This window comes from Methylocystis rosea SV97 (assembly GCF_000372845.1).
GTDB classification, from domain to species: Bacteria; Pseudomonadota; Alphaproteobacteria; order Rhizobiales; family Beijerinckiaceae; genus Methylocystis; species Methylocystis rosea.
Genome location: NZ_KB889963.1, coordinates 459245 through 475628 on the forward strand (window position 1 = coordinate 459245; position 16384 = coordinate 475628).

The following is a 16384-nucleotide window of genomic DNA, read 5'->3' on the forward strand; positions in this document are numbered from 1 at the left end:
TCGCCATGAGATTCACCGCCGCTGCTCTCGTCGCCGCGCTGATCATTTTCGCTCCCTTGCGCGGGGACGCCGCCGAGCGCGCATTCGTGCTGCCTGCGCCCGCCGACGATCCGCCTGCCACGAGCAGCCAGGAACAGAAGCTCGTCGTCGCCGGCGGCTGTTTTTGGGGCGTGCAAGGCGTGTTTCAGCGCGTCAAGGGCGTCTCGCGCGCCGTATCCGGCTATGCCGGCGGCGCGAAGGAGACGGCGCGTTACGAAGACGTCTCGCGTGGCGACACCGGCCACGCGGAGTCAGTCGAAGTCACTTACGATCCGAAGACCGTGAGTCTTGGAGAACTGCTGCGCGTCTATTTTTCCGTCGCGCATGATCCGACGCAGCTTAACCGCCAGGGTCCCGACGCAGGCGCGCAATATCGTTCGGCGATTTTCGTGGCGAACGCCGACCAGGAGAAGATTGCGCGCGACTATATTGCGCAGCTTTCAAAGGCAAAGGTCCTTTCGGCGCCGATCGTCACGACGCTCGAACCGCTGAAGGCGTTCTATCCGGCGGAGGCCTATCATCAGGACTATCTCCTTCGCCATCCCGCGCAGCCTTACATCGTCTACAATGACCTGCCGAAGGTCGAAAATCTCAAGAGCCTTTTTCCGTCGCTCTATCGCGAAAGTCCGGCGCTGACCAACTGATCCGCCAAAGACGCGAGCCCGGGTTGCGGCGGGCGCGCTCAGGCGGCCATGGGGCCCGCGCGGCGCTCCGCTTACTATACGAGCTACGATGTCGAGCTAATCAACAAGTCCCTGATTCTGTGGGTCGGCGGCATTAGCCTCATGCTCGGTCTCATCGGCGAGCGGCTCCTGCGGGGCAAATTCTTTTCCTGACTCGTTCTGCGGCGCCGGCTCCACTTCCGCCTGCTCGGCGTCGCTTGACGATGCTTCGATTCGCTCCAGGGATAGGGCTTCCTCGTCGCACATGAGGCGCATCGCGGCGGCGATCGGATCTTCGGTCGAGGCCGCGCGCGCCGGGGCGAACGCGCGCAGCGCCCCGCGCAAGGCTTCGCCGGCGGCGCTGCGCTTAATGAAGTGCCGTTCAAACACGCGCATAACATGCGCCACGCCCTCCTGCGTGACGCTGCGTCTGTCTGGCGCGAAATAATCGGTCGGCGCATAGCCGCCGGCGACAATTTCATAAGAAGGAAAATAGGCGACCTGACCAAGCGCGCGCGAAAGCATATCGCACGCGACGCGCAGCGCCGATTTTGAATACATCGTGGAGATCAGCACATGACGCGGCTCGGCGGTGGCGACGAGCGGCACGGGAGAGACGGTCAAAATGACTCGCGCGCCAGGATTGACGGCGCGCAGACGCGCGATGAAGGCGGTCATGTCCGCGACGACGTCATCGACGCCAAGGTTGACGAATTCGTGTCGCGCGAGAGAGTAATCGCCGCCCGCGACGCCGGGGCAGAGCGGAAAGGCCGCGCCATCCTCGCGCGAACGCCAGAGTTCTGTCAGTCCGAGCGTGAACACAAAGACGTCGAGCGTCTCGAACGCACGGCGCACCGCTTCGAAATGACGTTCCCGATCATAATCGAGTTCGCGAATCGAGTTGAATCCGCCGGGCTGAATTTGCGGCCGAAACGGGTCGATCACATGCGCGGCGCCTTCCGGCCAGTAGTTCTCTTTTGGCGTGAACCGCCCATAGGCGCGCTCGAAAAGCTGCAGCAGCTGGCGGCTCGTGTAAATATTGCCGTAGCGCGCCGTGTAGAGTCCGTAATTGAGGGCGTCGGCAGCCTGCTGACCGATGAAACAATGCGGCGACTCGGTGATGAGATAATTGCAGCCGCTCGACTTCAGATAACGGCCGATGTGTTGAGCGAAACAGCTCCCGGCGGTTGCAATCTTTTCACGAAGGCCCAGCCTGAAAGGCGCCTCCACGACGGGATCGAGTTCGCCGGGCGCGACATCCGCGACCGCGCGGCGCCACAGGGCATAGTCGGGACGTTTCGAATAGGGATGCGTCTTCATTGCCGTCCATCCCTCAGCCGCGGCTCGATCAGCTCTGAGGCGCTTTGGATCATGCGTCGGCCAAAGAGCGCGTTCGCGTGGGAGGCGTCGGCGCCCCAAACAACTTCCGCCAACACGCCCGACGGCGCGATGAACTCCGCCGGAACGGCCGCAAAAAGAATATCTGCGCGCGCGCAAACTTCACGATAAAGCGTAGACTGCGTACGCCACATTTTATAGCGAAACATCTCGCCCGACAGTTTTTTTGGATCGAATGATTTACGAAAAAACTCTTGCGGACATTCCAAGATGCGTGAATTTGGAAAGGGCGGCGGGGGTTCAAGGCAAACGATTGGCGCGGCCGTTTCGTTTCGTATCGCTTCGATGGTTGAAAGCGTTTGCGCCATTTTTTCCCGCAAAGTCTCGCGAATGGCGGCTTCGGGCAGCACCTCGGCGCCTGGTTCAAGATCGAGTTCGGGCTCCGCGCCGAGAATAAAATCGAAGCGCTCTTTAGGCTGCGTCACCGAAAGAGCGATATGCTCATTGCCGCCGACCGACAATACGACGCCATCCGGCCGCTCCTCGTCGATAATTTGGCGAAGGCGGGCATTGAGGCGCGAAGCTGAGCCCTCCTCCGCTAAGGTCGGCGTTATCTCGGGATCATAGAGATAGAGAAATCGCGAAAGGAGCGGCGCGCCGCCAAGCCGAAAGCCCTCGTGCTGCAGCTCGTAACAGCCTTTGGCGATCGCCACGATATGACTGTGCCCAAGCCCCAAAATTTTGGTCATTCTTCAGCCCGATGACTCTTCACATGCGTCGCTGGCGCGCAGCTCGACGCCGAGCGGTTCGCCTGAATGAATCGGCCCGGAGATCTGGCGCGCGATTGAGACCACGACATAATGGCGCGCGCCTGTTTCGATGGCGCGCCCAATGATGTCGGCGCCGTCCGCGCCCATCGCAAAAGGGGCGCGAATGGCGAGCATTGAGCGACCCCTGTAGCCGTAGCGATAGAACGCCTCGACCACGATTGGCGCCTCGCCCGCGTTGGCGATCTCACCCTGACCAGATTGCATTGTGGTTTTCGAAACTCTTTTGATCACATCATCGCCCCTACCTCGCCACGGAACGCATCGATTGAAAAGCAGATCGCGTGTTTTCCTGTACTGCCGCTTGTGCTAACAATCCCGCGGAGGTGGCTATTGAGTATCATTTCGCCGTCTGCATGAATAATCCCTTTAAGGTGGCGGCGCTGCAAGAGACGCCGACGCCGCAAACCTTTGACGAAAAGGCCTATCTCGCCGTCAACCCCGACGTCGCCGAGGCCGTTCGCCTCGGCAAAATCTGCTCGGGCTGGCGGCATTTCAAAAAATTCGGCCATATTGAGGGCCGCCGGCAGAAGGTCGCCGATGACGAGCCCGCGACGCCAGAGAATTTCGACGAGGCGCGCTATCTGGCGGCGAACCCGGACGTGCGACAGGCGATCGAACTCGGTCAGCTCGTCTCGGGCCGCGCGCATTTCGATCAGCTCGGTCGCGCCCAGGGACGGTGTCAGCTGCGTATGAGCGACATCCCTGCAATTCGCGCACGAAAGCTCAGCGCGGTGCGACCGCTGCTGCTCGACCCGGAAACGCCGCTGTCGGGTTCGGGCAAATTCGTGTTTTCGGATGAACCCTCGCTTCAGGCGCAAGACGCCGCCGAGGATATGCCGATCAGCGAGAACGGCTATGACGATGAAACAGTCGAACTGATCGAGCGCCACGCCGACGGCTTGATCCTCGACGTCGGCGCGGGCTACCGTCCGGTCTATTACAGCAATGTCGTCAACTTCGAGATGATGGATTACGCAACGACCGATGTGGTCGGCCTGGCGCATCGGCTGCCCTTCAAGGATGACGCCTTCGACGGCGTCATCTCGATCGCGGTCTTGGAGCATGTGAAGGATCCGTTTCGCTGCGCCGCCGAAATCGCGCGTGTGCTCAAGCCGGGCGGATGGTTGAAATGCTGCGTGCCCTTCCTTCAGCCGCTGCACGGCTATCCGCATCACTATTTCAATATGACGCATGAAGGACTGCGCACGCTTTTCGAGGGGCATTTGACGATCGAACGGCAGGAGGTCACCAATCCGACGCACCCGATCTGGGCGATCGCCTGGCAGCTGCGCTCCTGGTCGCAAGGTCTTTCGCCCCGCGCGCGCAAACAATTCCTGCGCACGCGCGTCGAAGATCTGATCGCCTATCCCGGCCCGCTGCTCGAAAAGCCATGGGCGCGGGAATTGCCTCGCGAGAAACTTTTCGAACTCGCCGCCGCGACGATCCTTTACGCGCGCAAGCCCGAGCCGGACTCCACGGCGAACCCCATCACGACGTCCGCGCCGTGACCGAACTCATCGTTCACGAAGGTCACGACGGATGGCTGTTCCTCACGGGCGGAACCAATTTCGTCACGACGCTCTATGAGCGCAACGGCGGCCATCTGCCGGACGTCAACCTGCGCCGATGGCGGGACGCCATCATTGAACGGAAGCATCGTTGCGACGGGCTCGGCGTCGCCTACGCCCATCTCGTCGCTCCGGAAAAGCTGACGATCTACGGGCACAAACAAGCGACGCCGCTCGTCAATGTCGACCTCGCGCCAGCGATCCGCCTGCAACAGCTCTTTGCAGGCGCTGCACGCGCGGCCGGATGGGTCGATCTCGTTTGGCCGATGCGCGAGCGGCGCGACGAGGTCGAACTCTACTGGCGCAGCGACACGCATTGGACGCCGGACGGCAGTCTGCTCGCCTATCGCCTCTTGTGCGAGGCGCTGCAGCTGACGCCGAATGCGGAACTCACCAACCGGCCCTGCAACACGATTCATAAAATCATGGATCTCGGCGGCAAATTCGATCCGCCGCGCTGGGAGCAGATTCGCGAAATCGATTGGATCGCTGACGCGCAACGCATTTACGCCAATGCGGTCGTGCGCATCCTCGAAGATCCCGTTCACGGCGGCGACATCCATGTCGGCGCGCATGCGATCTACAGAAACGACGCGGCGCCGAATGACGTGCGGATTTTGCTTTTTGGCGATTCCTTCGCCGGCGTCGGGTCTGACCGTCTGACGGCGCAGCTCGCCGAAACGGCGCGCGAACTCGTCTTTGTGTGGTCAGCCAATGTCGATTGGCGGCTCGTTAAGCGCCTGAAGCCCGATATCGTCATCACCGAAATCGCCGAGCGCTATATGGCGCTTGCGCCGAACGACCGCTTCAGTCTGCGGCGCACAGAGCTTGCGCAGCTGATCAAGGCGCGACGCCGGGAGGCTGCGGCCCGCTGGCGGCGCGTGCGGGCCGAATGGGGTCAACGCGCAAAGAATGGCGCATAGGCGTCGAGCGCTCTGCGCCAATCGTCGGGGTCGCGGATCAAGTCGGCCAGGGCCGCGCCGCGGCGCGTCAGGCGGCGAAACAGCCAGTCGCGCTCGCGATAGACTCCTGGACCTTCGATGAAATTCAGGCCGGCGAGCGTGTCGAGCCCCGCAAGGATCTCTGGCCGCGACCTGTGCAGGATCTGCGCGAGCTCGCCGACGGCGACGAAGATCGGCTCTGGAGGCGAGCGCTGCACATCCTCCAGCGCCAGCAGCAGCGCCCTTAAAGCTTCAAACTCGCCGCCGCTGAATTTTCGAGTCATTAGCAAGGCCTGGCGTCAGCAATGCAGCAAATATCCCGCGCGTCATCGCAGCATCTGGCTATAAAATACGAAGACGCGCCGCCCGCGGCAAGAACATCTGCAACGGGTGCGGACGTCTCGCCGCCCAAACGAAAATCAAAACAGCGGCATAAAGCGCTTGATCGTCTGCAAGGCCAGCCGTCGTCGAGACGATTTGCGCGGTGGCCCGGACGTTTTGCAGTCGCTTTGATTTTCCGAGCCGCTACTTAACGACCTCCGCTGTAAAGCAAGTTTAAGTTCTGCGCTCTTCTTCCGCGACGCTTGCTAATCCAAAGCGAAAAACCAACCTCTAACATTCCCCCCAGAACGACCAGATCAACGACGTGTCTTCTAGCCGGCACTGGATCTTGATCATGGGCGTCAGCTACCGGGGGATTGGGCGAAAAAGCGCCTGTAACGAGGAAAACCAAATGCGAAAGATCGTCATCTTCACATGCTGCGCGTTCACTGCGATGTCATCGCTCGCGATCGCAAAGCCGCCGACTGTCTCCGCCGTAAACGCGGTTCTTGCACAGCGGACCCCGGCTGCGCGTAAAGCAGAAATCAATCGTCAGATCACAAAGGCGTGCAATATCTCACTCTCCGAGTCCGAACTCAGCCGCGCGTCCGACCTGGTTGAAACGAACAGAAAAAAAGGCGCCGCATGGCTCGCCGCTCAAATCGAAAATAGCGAGTTGAGCTACGTCTGTGGCTGAGACACGGGTATCCGTACAAGACACGAGAGCGCGGCAGTTCTCGCGTCTCCTTCGGGGCGTGGAAGCGATCCGCGGTTCGCTCCAACCCTTCGGCCGCGCTCTTCCCGACTGATGACCGTTGTGTCTGGCGGAGAGGGAGGGATTTGAACCCCCGATACGGTTGCCCGTATGCCGCATTTCGAGTGCGGTGCTTTCAACCACTCAGCCACCTCTCCGCGGCTCATGCGTGGCGCGTCGCAGATAGCACGCGCTCGCCCGAGGGATCAAGCGCGCGCCGTGTGCATGATGAAACTAAGTTTCCTCAGCCCGGTTGCGCCAAGAGGATTCGCGGGGGCGCAGATGCGGTCGCCAGGCGCTGAGCCTACCTCTTGCAGTCGAGTTGGAATCGAGTCAGCCCCTGGTGCGCAGGTCGCCCGTTAGCCTTCGACCGATGGGCTACTCCCGGGCCTCAACGAAGCCTTATGGCCGATCAATGCGGTCCGGTTTAGAACGGCGGCCCTGAGACCCAATGTATATACTCAGATTGACAGAGCATGAATTCCTTGGCAGACTGATGTCATGAGCTCCACGCGCATTTTCAAATCGGGCAACAGCCTGGCGGTTCGGCTGCCGCGCGAAATCGCGTTTGATGAAGGCGCCGAAGTCGTCGTGCGGCGGCAAGGCGGAAGTCTCGTGGTGACGCCGGCGCGGCTTGATATGGCCGAACTCGTCACGCGGCTCAAAGCCACGCCGCCGCCAGCGCCGATCGGGCGCCCCGAGTTCAAGCCGCCGAAGCGGCTGTTCGACGCCCGCTAGCGCTATGGCGCGCTACCTCCTCGACACCAATATCGTCATCGCCGCGGCGCTCGGCCTCCCGGGCGTGCTCGATCGGCTCTCTGCGCTCGAAATCGGCGACGTGGCGCTCTCGGCCATCAGTCTCGCCGAAACGCTTGGCGCAGCCGCCGCCGAAAATAACGGACGGCTCGCGGAGAACATCGCGCTCCTCGCCGAAAATTTGGACGTGCTGCCTTTCGACCGCGGCGCCGCCGACGCCTATGGCGCGCTGCTGCGCAAGCTCGATCCGAAACGCCGCCGCACGCTCGATCGAATGATCGCCGCGCAGGCGCTCGATCTCGGGCTCACGCTGATCGCCGCGAACAGTGAGGATTTTGACGATATCCCCGGCCTCGCGATTGAGAAATGGGCGTGAGCGCAGCTACTCGACGTCCTCGACGCTCTCCGGACCGCCGTATATACGCTGGGCGAGAGAGGCCTGCATGAAGTCGTCGAGCTCGCCGTCGAGAACGTCGGAAGGCGTCCCCGACGTGAATCCGGAGCGCAGATCCTTCACCAGCTGATAGGGCTGCAGCACATAGCTGCGGATCTGATGTCCCCAGCCGATCTCGGTCCTTGAGGCCGCAGTCTTGTTGGCCTCGGCCTCGCGCTTTTCCAGCTCCAGCTCGTAGAGCCGCGCACGCAGCATGTTCCAGGCGGTCGCGCGGTTCTTGTGCTGCGATCGTTCCGCCTGACAGGCGACGACGATGCCGGTCGGAATATGGGTGATGCGGATCGCCGAATCGGTCGTATTGACGTGCTGACCGCCGGCGCCTGACGATCTATACGTGTCTATACGACAATCGGACTCATTGACGTTCACGTCGATCCGATCGTCGACCACCGGATAGACCCAGACCGAGGCGAAGCTGGTGTGGCGGCGGGCGTTCGAGTCGAATGGCGAGATCCGCACCAGCCGATGCACGCCGGACTCGGTCTTCGCCCAGCCATGGGCGTTGTGTCCCTTGACGAGCAGCGTGCCGGACTTGATGCCGGCCTCTTCGCCCGGCGTCTCCTCGATCACTTCGACGTGGAATTTGTGACGCTCTCCCCAGCGCGCATACATGCGAAACAGCATGCGCGCCCAATCCTGGCTCTCGGTGCCGCCGGCGCCGGAATGAACCTCGATATAGGTGTCATTGGCGTCGGCTTCGCCGGCGAACAGCGCCTCCGTCTGGCGCGCGCGCGCCTGCTTCAGGATGCTTTTGAGCGCCTCGACGCCCTCTTTTTCGGTCGCCGCGTCGCCCTCGGACTCGCCAAGCTCGACAAGCGTTAGCGCATCTTCGAGCTCGCGCTCGAGGCTAGAGAGCGCCCCCACCTGCTCTTCGAGCTGGGTGCGCTCGCGCATCAGTTTTTGAGCGGCTTCGGGATCGTTCCAGAGCGCCGGGTCTTCCGCCCGGACGTTCAGTTCGGCGAGGCGCCGTTGCGAGGCGTCGACGTCAAAGATGCCTCCTCAGCAGTCCGATGGACTGCTCGATGTCGGCTTTCAGCGCAAGCGGTTCGGCGCGCATGGATTTCCCGGGTTTTATCGGAGGGCTTCGCCCCATTCGGCGCGGAAATTAGGCGGCGCGCGCGCGCCTGTAAACCCGCAACTCACGACGCCGACGTCAAAAACTCCTGTCCGCTGGCCGGTCGTCGCGACGCTCCGGCGCGGCCGGCCTGTGGTCCTCGCTCTCCGGCGCGCCGGCGAGTCCCCAGCGGCGCATCAGAAAAAGCGCCGTCGCCGAGGCCAGGATGCAGAGAATCGTCGCGTAAAGCGTGCCGTTCTCGTCCTCCGCGAACAGCAGATTCTTGGTGTTCATGCCGAAATAGCCGGTGACGAAGGTCGCCGGCAGCAGCAGCATCGTCGTCAACGTCAACACGTAAAGCCGGTCATTGGTCTCCAAGCTCAGAAGCGCGTTGAGTTCGTCTTGCAGGAGACGGGCGCGCTCCTGAAGGCTCGTCACGTCCTGCATCAGCGCGCCGGCGTGTTGAACGAGCCTTGCCGCCGCGTCGCGCAGATCATTGTCCCGCTGTTCGTCGGCCTCCTCCTCGATCGTTTCGAGGCGCGCCACCGTCGACGACAGGCCGCTGATCTGGCGCGCCAAACGTACCGCGTCGCGCCGCGCGGCGCTGAGCGCCGGCCGCGCCTGGCGACCGCGTTGATCGATGATGCGATCCTCGACGCGATCGAACGCCGCGCCAAGTTCGGCGGCCTTACGCGCCAGCCCGTCGATCAGCGCATCCGTCAGCATTTCGAACAGATCAATCGGCGAGGTGAGGCGCGCGCCGCGATTGATGGCGATGTGCGCCGCCTCGACGCTGTCCATCGGCAGCCGTCGCGCGCTGATGAAAAAGCTTGCGCCAGCGGCGAAGCGGACATAGTCGGTGCGCGAGGTCGTTCCGCCGAGGTCGCGCTCGTAATCGAGCAATGCGCCGCTGACGATTCCTTCCGAATATTCCAGATGCTGGTGGTCTATGGGATCGCAGAGCGAGTCGCGCGCGTCTTCGGAAAGCGCCGGGATTCGCGCCAGCAACGGGCGCGAGCGCACGTCGGCGAGATCCATGTGCAGCCACAAGAATCCCTCGCGCGGCGCCCCGAGGTTTGCGAAATCTTCGGCCGTTCCGGGCTCGGCCTCGCCCGCGTGGTTGAACCGCACGAACCAAAGACATCCCGGAATGTCGGCGCGCGGCGCTTGTGCGAGGCGATCTATGCTCATGGCGGCGCTCATGGGAAGGCGCAAAGAAAGAACAGGGCTATTGATAACAGCCTTACGACGCTTGTGGGTCAATCCTCGGAAAGCCGGGTCTTGCCCGGTCCATGCGGTTCGATCAGCGCGCCGAAATCATGCGGCTCCTTGCGGGCGCGGCGAAGCGCCGCGTCGAGAAACTCGGTGAAGGCGTCGATGTCGCGCTCTTCGGTCCGGTGGTTGATGATCGCCGCGCGGATCGCCGGAATCCCGTCGAGGATCGTCAGCGACGGCGCCGCCTCGCCGCGCTCATGCAACTCCATGACGATTTCGCGCGCCAGCGAACCATCCTCATCGTCCTTGACGCCGAAGCAGACGATGTTGAGCGTCACCGGCGCGCGCAGCGCGAAGGCGTCCGATTGCGCGATCCACGCCTCGAGCCGCTTCGCCATGCGGCAGGTTTGCTCGATACATTGGCCCAAACGCTTGGCGCCGAAGGTTTCGATGGTGAACCAGGTCTTGAGCGCGCGAAAGCTGCGCGACAGGTCGGGACCGAGATCGCAAGGCCAGGTGTCGCCCGCCGCGAGGCCGCGCGGCGCGCGTGTAAGATAAGCGGCGTTGGCAGCGAAGGCGCGCTTATGCGCCGCCTTGTCGCGCACCAGGAAGAAGCCGGCGTCATAGGGGACGTGCAGCCATTTATGGAAGTCGAAGGCGACGCTGTCTGCGCGCTCCAGTCCCTTGACCAACGGCTTGAGCGCCGGCGAGAGCGCCGCCAGCGCGCCGAACGCCCCGTCGACATGGAACCACAAATCCTCGGTGTGCGCGACGTCAGCGAGCCGGTCGAGCGGATCGATCGCGCCGGTGTCGACCGTGCCCGCGGTGCCGACGATCAGAAACGGCCTGAAGCCCGCCGCGCGGTCGGCGGCGATGGCGCGGCGAAGATCGCGCACTTTCATCGCGCGCCGCTCGTCCGAAGGAATGAGGCGCAGATGCCGCGCGCCGAGACCGGCAAGCTCCATCGCCTGGCGCACGCAATTATGCGCTTCGCGCGACGCATAGGCGATGAGCTGGCCCGGAAGCGCGCAGAGCCCGTTTAGCCGAACGTCCTTCTCGCCATAGGCCTGGTCGCGCGCGACGAGCAGGCACAGGAAGTTGGCGATCGAGGTTCCGGTGACAAAAATGCCGCTCGCGTCGGGCGGAAAGCCGAAGGCCTGCGCCATCCAGGCGGCGATCTGGCGCTCGACATCGATGGCGATGTGATTGCGACCGCCGCAGTTCGAATTCATGCCGGCGGCGAGCATTTCGGCGATCATGCCGGCCGGCGTGCCGGCGCCCTGGGCCCAGCCCATGAACATCGGATGCGTATTGCCAGTCGCGAAGGGCTTGATGTAGCGGTCGAAGTCCTCGAGCACGGCGGAGAACTCGCGGCCTTCTTGCGGGAGGTCGCGTTTGAAGCGGGCCCGCGCCTCTTCGCTCGGCTCGATCCAGACGGGGCGCTCGCGCAGATCGCGCAGATTGTCGAGCATCATGTCGAGCGCCCGGTGGCTCTCGGCGCGAAATTCGTCCCAGTTTTCGGGGTCGAGATTAACCGGCATGTCCAGGGCCTCGCGCGCCGGCGGCTTAGTGGAGGCGCAACCACGGTTGCGAAAGATCGCGCGAAGGCGTTTCACGCTTCTGCAAATAGCCGGGTTTCCCTGCCCGGCGCAACCGGGCTTATTTTCCGATGCTTACGGCCACAGAGCCGACATGTTCCACCTCGCCGTCGACGATGTCGCCGGGAAGGAGCGGTCCGACGCCCGAGGGCGTGCCGGTGAAGATGAGATCGCCGGGCGCAAGCGCGACATTTCGCGACAGCGCCGCGATGATTTCCGGCACGCTCCAGATCAGATCGCTAAGGTCGCCCGCCTGTCGTAGCACGCCATTGACGGACAGCGCGATGCGCGCCCGCGTCGGATGGCCGATGGCGGCGACGGGGCTGATCGCGCCAATGGGGGCGGAATGGTCGAAGCCTTTCGACATGTCCCACGGCCGCCCGGCGCCGCGCGCCGCCGTCTGCAGGTCGCGCCGGGTCAGGTCGATGCCGGCGGCATAGCCGAAGACGCAGTCGAGCGCCCGCTCGGCGGGAAGATCTGCGCCGCCCTTTCCGAGCGCCGCAACCAATTCGATCTCGTGGTGAAGATTATGTGTCAGCGTCGGATAGGGAATCGTCGCGCCGCTCTCGACCACCGCGTCGGCGGGCTTGGAGAAGAACACCGGCGGCTCCGCATCGCCGCCCTTCGCGGGGTCCTTTCCCATTTCGCGGGCGTGGGCGGCATAGTTCAGCGCGATGCAGAAGATCCGCCGCACGGGAAATCGCCGCGCGTCTTGCGCGATAGCGACGCTTGGGAAGGGCGGCGGCGGAAAGATGAACTCAGCGGACATTCTATTGGCTTCGCGCTTGGCGGCTGATCAGTCGAAATCGGCGGGATTGAAGCTGCGCAGCGTGCCGCAGAATTCGCAGGTGACGCCGATGCGGCCGTCGTCGCCGATCATATCGCTGCGCTCTTGCGGCGAGAAGCTCCTCAAGAGCTTGTCGATGCGCTCGTTCGAACAGCGGCAGAATTCCTCAAGCGCGCGTTCGGTGAAAACCTTGACGCCGCGCTCATGGAAAAGGCGATAGAGCAGTCGCTCGCTCGACAGCGCCGGATCGACGAGTTCGTGATCTTCGAGAGTCGCCGCGAGCGCCTGGCCTTCGGTCCAATGGTCGCTGTCGTCCTCGGGAGGCTCCTCCGCCCCGTCCGGCGCGTCGCCGGGCGGAAGATCGCGGGCGCGGGCGCCGCCGGGCGGCAAATATTGCAGCAGCAATCCGCCGGCGCGCCAACTGGCGCCCTGCGGCGTGACGATTTCGGCGACGGCGAGTCTGACGAAGGACGGGATCTGCTCCGATTGCCGGAAATAGATATGCGCGGCCTCGGCGAGGCTCTCGCCCTCCAGCGGCACCACGCCCTGGTAGCGCGCGGCGTCTTCCTCGCGTTCGATGGTGAGCGCCAGATGACCGCGCCCGAACAGCGCCGCCGGCGAAGCGTCGCGTATTTGGGCGACGCGCTCCGCGTCGAAACGGGCGAAGCCGCGCAGCTTCCCCGGCGCGTCATAGTCGACGACGAGCATGTCGACCGGGCCGTCGCTGCGCGTCTGCAGCTGAAAGCGTCCGTGCGATTCCAAAATCGAGCCTAGCAGCGCGGCGAGCGCCACCGCTTCGCCGAGCAGGCGCGCGACCTGCGGCGGATAGGCGTAATGGCTCAGGATGGAATCGACCGTCGGGCCGAGACGCACGACGCGGCCGCGCAGGTCGAGCGCTTCGACCGCGAAGGGCAGCACCCGGTCATCCTCGGAATGGAGCGCGACTGGCCGGCTCGGCGCCGAGCCCCCGCCTTGCGGCATCAGAACTGCCCCGGCGCGAGACACCAGCACAGCACGCCTTTCTGCGCGTGAAGGCGGTTCTCGGCTTCGTCGAAGACCACCGACTGCGGTCCGTCGATCACTTCCGCGGTGACTTCCTCGCCGCGATGCGCCGGCAGACAATGCATGAAGACGGCATTTTTCGCGGCCGCGCGCATCAGTTTCGAGTCGACCTGATAGGGCGCGAGCGCGGCGCGGCGCTGGTCCTCGTCCGCGTCGCCCATCGACACCCAGCAGTCGGTGATGACGGCGTCGGCGCCGTCCACCGCCTCATAGGCGTCGCGCGTCAGATTCATCTTCGCGCCATTGGCTTTCGCCCAGCTGACCAGATCTTCCGAGGGCGCAAAGTCCGCCGGCGTCGCCACATTGATCGTGAAGCCCAGGCGGCCGGCGGCATGCACCCAGCTTGCAAGCACATTATTGGCGTCGCCGCTCCAGGCCACCGTGCGCCCTTCAATCGGACCGAGATGCTCCTCGAAGGTCAGCACGTCCGCCATCACTTGGCAGGGATGCGACTGTTTGGTGAGTCCATTGATGACCGGCAGATTGCCATAACGCGCCAGCTCCATGAGATCTGGATGCGAAAGAATGCGCACCATGATTGCGTCGAGAAACCGCGCGAGCACGCGCGCCGTATCGGCGATGGTTTCGCCGCGGCCAAGCTGCATTTCGGCGCCGGTCAACATGATCGTCTCGCCGCCGAGTTCGCGCATCGCGATGTCGAAGGAGACGCGCGTGCGGGTCGACGGCTTGTCGAACACCATGCCGAGATATTTGCCGACGAGCGGTCGTTCGGCCGCCTCGACGCCTTTGACGCGGCGCGCCTTGAGCGACTTGGCGAGATTAAGAATATGGCGCAGCTCTTCGCCCGAGTGATCGGAAAGATCGAGGAAGCTGCGCGGCCGCGTCAGCGAATGGGCGGTCATCACGCAGCTCCGAGCTTTTCAATAGGCGCGGCGAGTCGGGCGCATGCGGCGAAAAGGCGCGACGCCGCCGCCGCGACGTCGCTCTCGTCGATGATGAGCGGCGGCAAAAGGCGCACGACATTGTCGCCGGCGAGCACCGTCAACAGGCCTTCGGCGCGAGCGGCGGCGGCGAAGTCGCCATTCGGTATCCGCATCTTGAGGCCGAACATCAGCCCTTCGCCGCGGATTTCTTCGATGAGCGACGGAAAGCGGTCCTCGAGCTCCGCCAGCCGTTGGCGCAACAGCGCGCCAAGCCGCGCGACGCGCGCCATGAAGCCTTCCGCAAGCACGACGTCGAGAACGGCGCCGCCCACCGCCGTCGCCAGCGGATTGCCGCCGAAGGTGGAGCCATGCGCGCCCAGCGTCATGCCTTTGGCGGCCTCGCGCGTCGCGAGGCACGCGCCGAGCGGAAATCCGCCGCCCAGCCCCTTGGCGAGCGCCACGATGTCGGGCGTGACGCCGGCATGTTCGCAGGCGAGGAATTTGCCGGTGCGGCCGACGCCGCATTGGACTTCATCCAACACCAGCAGTAGCCCGCGCGCGTCGCAAAGCTCCCGTAGCCGCGCCAGAAACGACGGCGAAAAGACTCTTAGACCGCCTTCTCCCTGTATCGGTTCGAGCAGGACGCCCGCGGTTTCCTGCGTGATCGCCGCCTCGACGGCGTCAAAATCGCCAAAGGGAACCTGATCGAAGCCCTCGACGGGCGGCCCGAACCCATCAAGATATTTCGCGTTGCCGCCCGCGGCGATCGTCGCGAGCGTGCGGCCATGGAAGGCGCCTTCGAAAGTGATCAGCCGATAGCGTTCGGGCTGTCCGTTGACCGCATGGAATTTCCGCGCCGTCTTGATCGCGCACTCCACCGCTTCCGCGCCGGAATTGGTGAAAAAGACCAGATCGGCGAATGTGGCGTCGCAGAGCCGCTCCGCGAGCCGCTCGGCCTGCGGGATGCGAAAGAGATTGGAGACATGCCACGGCTCTTCCGCCGCGCGCTTCAAAGTCTCGACAAGATGCGGATGATTGTGGCCGAGCGACAGTACGGCGACGCCCGCGCTAAAATCGAGATAGCGGTCGCCGTTTTCCGCAATCAGCCACGCGCCTTCGCCATGTTTGAATGCGAGATCGGCGCGCGGATAGGTCGGATAAAGCGCTGACGTCAAAAGCCCTGCTCCATGCTCCCGTCGCTGGCTCCGGCCAGAGGAGGCTTAAAAAAACAAAGCGCCGCCCGTTTAGGGCGGCAGTTCAGGACGGGATTTTATGCGCGCCGCCCGACGCGGTCAAATCCATGGCGCGGTTCGATATTGGCGTCAAAGCCGCCTGGCGCGGCCGCGCTAGGGTGAGTCCTGCGGGCAACAGTCTCGCGGAAAGCCTGTTGAGAACGCCAGCGCGCGCTTGCCAGCGCGACTCGCGCATGATTCAAAGTAAACAGAAAGTTTCTAGTCAGCGCCCGCGTAATTCGTTTGGGCGTGTTCTCTCGAGTGTTGATGCGCATCACATCGCCGCAGGGCTTCAGGCCTGCGCAGCGGTCGGAAGAAAATCCGATCCGCGCTCGACCCGAAAGAATGGAGAAGCCTAATGTCATGGACCGACGAACGCGTCGAACTGCTCCGCAAGCTTTGGAGCGATGGTCTCAGCGCCAGCCAAGTGGCGGCGGAACTTGGACCGGGCATCACCCGCAACGCTGTGATCGGAAAGATCCATCGTCTGGGACTCGCCGAACGCGCCAAGACGGCGAGCGCGCAGCGGCCTCGCGTCGCCAAGACTCCTCGCCCGACGCACCCGCGCATGAACGGCGTCTCGTCGCACGGCAATCTGGCGCTCGCTTTCGCGCCGCATGCGCTGGCGGCGCCGCGGCGTGCGCCTGAAGAAGAGGTGGTGATCCCGATATCGGAGCGCGTCACGCTCATGGAGCTCCGCGAATCCATGTGCCGCTGGCCGATGGGCGACCCCACGTCGGCGGAATTCCGCTTCTGCGGCGGCAAGTCGACGATCGGCGGCGGCCCCTACTGCGCCTATCACGCGCGCGTCGCCTATCAGCCTGCGCAAGATCGCCGCCGCGCGCGCGATCAGTTCAGGGCGCAGCGTTACGCGTGAACCGCGTCGGAC

General features: G+C 63.8%; 18 protein-coding genes and 1 tRNA gene. 7 read left to right on the plus strand and 12 right to left on the minus strand.

Annotation, left to right across the window (positions count from 1 at the left end; genetic code table 11):
* The first annotated feature begins 5 nt into the window (after nt 1-5).
* On the plus strand, nt 6-683 hold the full coding sequence (gene msrA / locus A3OO_RS0102460) for a peptide-methionine (S)-S-oxide reductase MsrA (RefSeq protein ID WP_018406244.1): 678 nt from the start codon (nt 6-8) through the stop codon (nt 681-683).
* 96 nt (nt 684-779) lie between these two features.
* Here msrA and A3OO_RS0102465 read toward each other — a convergent pair whose 3' ends face one another.
* Genes A3OO_RS0102465 through A3OO_RS0102475 form a run of 3 tightly spaced genes read right to left on the minus strand, consistent with a single transcriptional unit; the run spans nt 780 to nt 3073 of the window.
* Nucleotides 780-2021, minus strand: a complete 1242-nt coding sequence (locus tag A3OO_RS0102465) for a GSCFA domain-containing protein (protein ID WP_018406245.1) — start codon at nt 2019-2021, stop codon at nt 780-782.
* Entirely contained in the window at nt 2018-2788 is a 771-nt protein-coding gene (locus A3OO_RS0102470) for an SGNH/GDSL hydrolase family protein (RefSeq protein ID WP_018406246.1), read from the minus strand. Before A3OO_RS0102470 ends, A3OO_RS0102465 begins: the two co-directional genes overlap by 4 nt.
* A gap of 3 nt (nt 2789-2791) precedes the next feature.
* Nucleotides 2792-3073: a hypothetical protein gene (locus A3OO_RS0102475; protein ID WP_018406247.1), complete on the minus strand. Its 282-nt coding sequence runs from the start codon at nt 3071-3073 to the stop codon at nt 2792-2794.
* Nucleotides 3074-3222: 149 nt separating this feature from the next.
* On the opposite strand from A3OO_RS0102475, the gene A3OO_RS0102480 reads away from it, so the two are divergent.
* Together A3OO_RS0102480 and A3OO_RS0102485 are read left to right on the plus strand one after the other, a co-directional pair.
* Nucleotides 3223-4377, plus strand: a complete 1155-nt coding sequence (locus tag A3OO_RS0102480) for a class I SAM-dependent methyltransferase (protein WP_018406248.1) — start codon at nt 3223-3225, stop codon at nt 4375-4377.
* Nucleotides 4374-5360, plus strand: a complete 987-nt coding sequence (locus tag A3OO_RS0102485) for an alginate O-acetyltransferase AlgX-related protein (protein ID WP_018406249.1) — start codon at nt 4374-4376, stop codon at nt 5358-5360. Before A3OO_RS0102480 ends, A3OO_RS0102485 begins: the two co-directional genes overlap by 4 nt.
* Here the strand turns inward: A3OO_RS0102485 and A3OO_RS0102490 are convergent.
* On the minus strand, nt 5336-5662 hold the full coding sequence (locus tag A3OO_RS0102490) for a hypothetical protein (protein ID WP_018406250.1): 327 nt from the start codon (nt 5660-5662) through the stop codon (nt 5336-5338). The genes A3OO_RS0102485 and A3OO_RS0102490 overlap by 25 nt on opposite strands.
* 392 nt (nt 5663-6054) lie before the next feature.
* Here A3OO_RS0102490 and A3OO_RS0102495 point away from each other — a divergent pair, with 392 nt between their 5' ends.
* Nucleotides 6055-6396 (plus strand): hypothetical protein, encoded by a 342-nt coding sequence (locus A3OO_RS0102495; RefSeq protein ID WP_245257086.1) that lies wholly within the window; start codon nt 6055-6057, stop codon nt 6394-6396.
* Nucleotides 6397-6521: 125 nt separating this feature from the next.
* Here the strand turns inward: A3OO_RS0102495 and A3OO_RS0102500 are convergent.
* Nucleotides 6522-6611: transfer RNA gene (locus A3OO_RS0102500), tRNA-Ser, on the minus strand.
* Nucleotides 6612-6954: 343 nt separating this feature from the next.
* Between A3OO_RS0102500 and A3OO_RS0102505 the strand changes: the two genes are divergently transcribed.
* Both A3OO_RS0102505 and A3OO_RS0102510 read left to right on the plus strand, forming a co-directional pair.
* Nucleotides 6955-7191 carry an antitoxin gene (locus tag A3OO_RS0102505; RefSeq protein ID WP_018406252.1) on the plus strand — a complete coding sequence of 79 codons (237 nt, stop codon included), beginning with the start codon at nt 6955-6957 and terminating at the stop codon, nt 7189-7191.
* Between the two features lie 4 nt (nt 7192-7195).
* Nucleotides 7196-7585, plus strand: coding sequence for a PIN domain-containing protein (locus A3OO_RS0102510; protein WP_018406253.1), 390 nt, complete (start codon nt 7196-7198; stop codon nt 7583-7585).
* 6 nt (nt 7586-7591) lie between these two features.
* Here the strand turns inward: A3OO_RS0102510 and prfB are convergent.
* From prfB to A3OO_RS0102545, 7 genes are all read right to left on the minus strand, one after another.
* A protein-coding gene (prfB, locus tag A3OO_RS0102515; RefSeq protein WP_156824733.1) for a peptide chain release factor 2 occupies nt 7592-8720 on the minus strand; the annotation gives its coding sequence in 2 pieces (ribosomal slippage) (nt 7592-8650 and nt 8652-8720; 1128 coding nt in all).
* A 96-nt stretch (nt 8721-8816) separates the two neighbouring features.
* Nucleotides 8817-9908, minus strand: coding sequence for a CorA family divalent cation transporter (locus tag A3OO_RS0102520; protein ID WP_040573571.1), 1092 nt, complete (start codon nt 9906-9908; stop codon nt 8817-8819).
* A 68-nt stretch (nt 9909-9976) separates the two neighbouring features.
* The gene (locus tag A3OO_RS0102525) at nt 9977-11473 is read right to left on the minus strand and encodes a pyridoxal phosphate-dependent decarboxylase family protein (protein ID WP_040573572.1); all 1497 of its coding nucleotides are present in this window, start codon (nt 11471-11473) and stop codon (nt 9977-9979) included.
* A gap of 118 nt (nt 11474-11591) precedes the next feature.
* On the minus strand, nt 11592-12299 hold the full coding sequence (locus tag A3OO_RS0102530; protein ID WP_018406257.1) for a fumarylacetoacetate hydrolase family protein: 708 nt from the start codon (nt 12297-12299) through the stop codon (nt 11592-11594).
* Between the two features lie 27 nt (nt 12300-12326).
* A complete protein-coding gene (locus tag A3OO_RS0102535) occupies nt 12327-13298 on the minus strand; it encodes an Hsp33 family molecular chaperone (protein WP_018406258.1) in 972 nt (323 codons plus the stop codon).
* Nucleotides 13298-14242, minus strand: a complete 945-nt coding sequence (gene argF / locus A3OO_RS0102540) for an ornithine carbamoyltransferase (RefSeq protein ID WP_018406259.1) — start codon at nt 14240-14242, stop codon at nt 13298-13300. The genes A3OO_RS0102535 and argF overlap by 1 nt, the downstream gene beginning before the upstream one ends.
* Entirely contained in the window at nt 14242-15438 is a 1197-nt protein-coding gene (locus tag A3OO_RS0102545; protein ID WP_018406260.1) for an aspartate aminotransferase family protein, read from the minus strand. Before A3OO_RS0102545 ends, argF begins: the two co-directional genes overlap by 1 nt.
* Before the next feature lie 415 nt (nt 15439-15853).
* Between A3OO_RS0102545 and A3OO_RS0102555 the strand changes: the two genes are divergently transcribed.
* Nucleotides 15854-16372 (plus strand): GcrA family cell cycle regulator, encoded by a 519-nt coding sequence (locus A3OO_RS0102555; RefSeq protein ID WP_018406262.1) that lies wholly within the window; start codon nt 15854-15856, stop codon nt 16370-16372.
* Nucleotides 16373-16384: the final 12 nt, after the last annotated feature.

Excerpts from the sequence above, each read along its gene's own strand:
- A3OO_RS0102480 (WP_018406248.1), top strand. The coding sequence starts at position 3,223 with ATGAATAATCCCTTTAAGGTGGCGGCGCTGCAAGAGACGCCGACGCCG.
- A3OO_RS0102505 (WP_018406252.1), top strand. The coding sequence starts at position 6,955 with ATGAGCTCCACGCGCATTTTCAAATCGGGCAACAGCCTGGCGGTTCGG.
- A3OO_RS0102475 (WP_018406247.1), bottom strand. The coding sequence starts at position 3,073 with ATGCAATCTGGTCAGGGTGAGATCGCCAACGCGGGCGAGGCGCCAATC.
- A3OO_RS0102495 (WP_245257086.1), top strand. The coding sequence starts at position 6,055 with ATGGGCGTCAGCTACCGGGGGATTGGGCGAAAAAGCGCCTGTAACGAG.
- A3OO_RS0102520 (WP_040573571.1), bottom strand. The coding sequence starts at position 9,908 with ATGAGCATAGATCGCCTCGCACAAGCGCCGCGCGCCGACATTCCGGGA.
- argF (WP_018406259.1), bottom strand. The coding sequence starts at position 14,242 with ATGACCGCCCATTCGCTGACGCGGCCGCGCAGCTTCCTCGATCTTTCC.
- A3OO_RS0102510 (WP_018406253.1), top strand. The coding sequence starts at position 7,196 with ATGGCGCGCTACCTCCTCGACACCAATATCGTCATCGCCGCGGCGCTC.
- A3OO_RS0102465 (WP_018406245.1), bottom strand. The coding sequence starts at position 2,021 with ATGAAGACGCATCCCTATTCGAAACGTCCCGACTATGCCCTGTGGCGC.
- A3OO_RS0102490 (WP_018406250.1), bottom strand. The coding sequence starts at position 5,662 with ATGACTCGAAAATTCAGCGGCGGCGAGTTTGAAGCTTTAAGGGCGCTG.
- A3OO_RS0102530 (WP_018406257.1), bottom strand. The coding sequence starts at position 12,299 with ATGTCCGCTGAGTTCATCTTTCCGCCGCCGCCCTTCCCAAGCGTCGCT.
- A3OO_RS0102525 (WP_040573572.1), bottom strand. The coding sequence starts at position 11,473 with ATGCCGGTTAATCTCGACCCCGAAAACTGGGACGAATTTCGCGCCGAG.
- msrA (WP_018406244.1), top strand. The coding sequence starts at position 6 with ATGAGATTCACCGCCGCTGCTCTCGTCGCCGCGCTGATCATTTTCGCT.
- A3OO_RS0102470 (WP_018406246.1), bottom strand. The coding sequence starts at position 2,788 with ATGACCAAAATTTTGGGGCTTGGGCACAGTCATATCGTGGCGATCGCC.
- A3OO_RS0102535 (WP_018406258.1), bottom strand. The coding sequence starts at position 13,298 with ATGCCGCAAGGCGGGGGCTCGGCGCCGAGCCGGCCAGTCGCGCTCCAT.
- A3OO_RS0102555 (WP_018406262.1), top strand. The coding sequence starts at position 15,854 with ATGTCATGGACCGACGAACGCGTCGAACTGCTCCGCAAGCTTTGGAGC.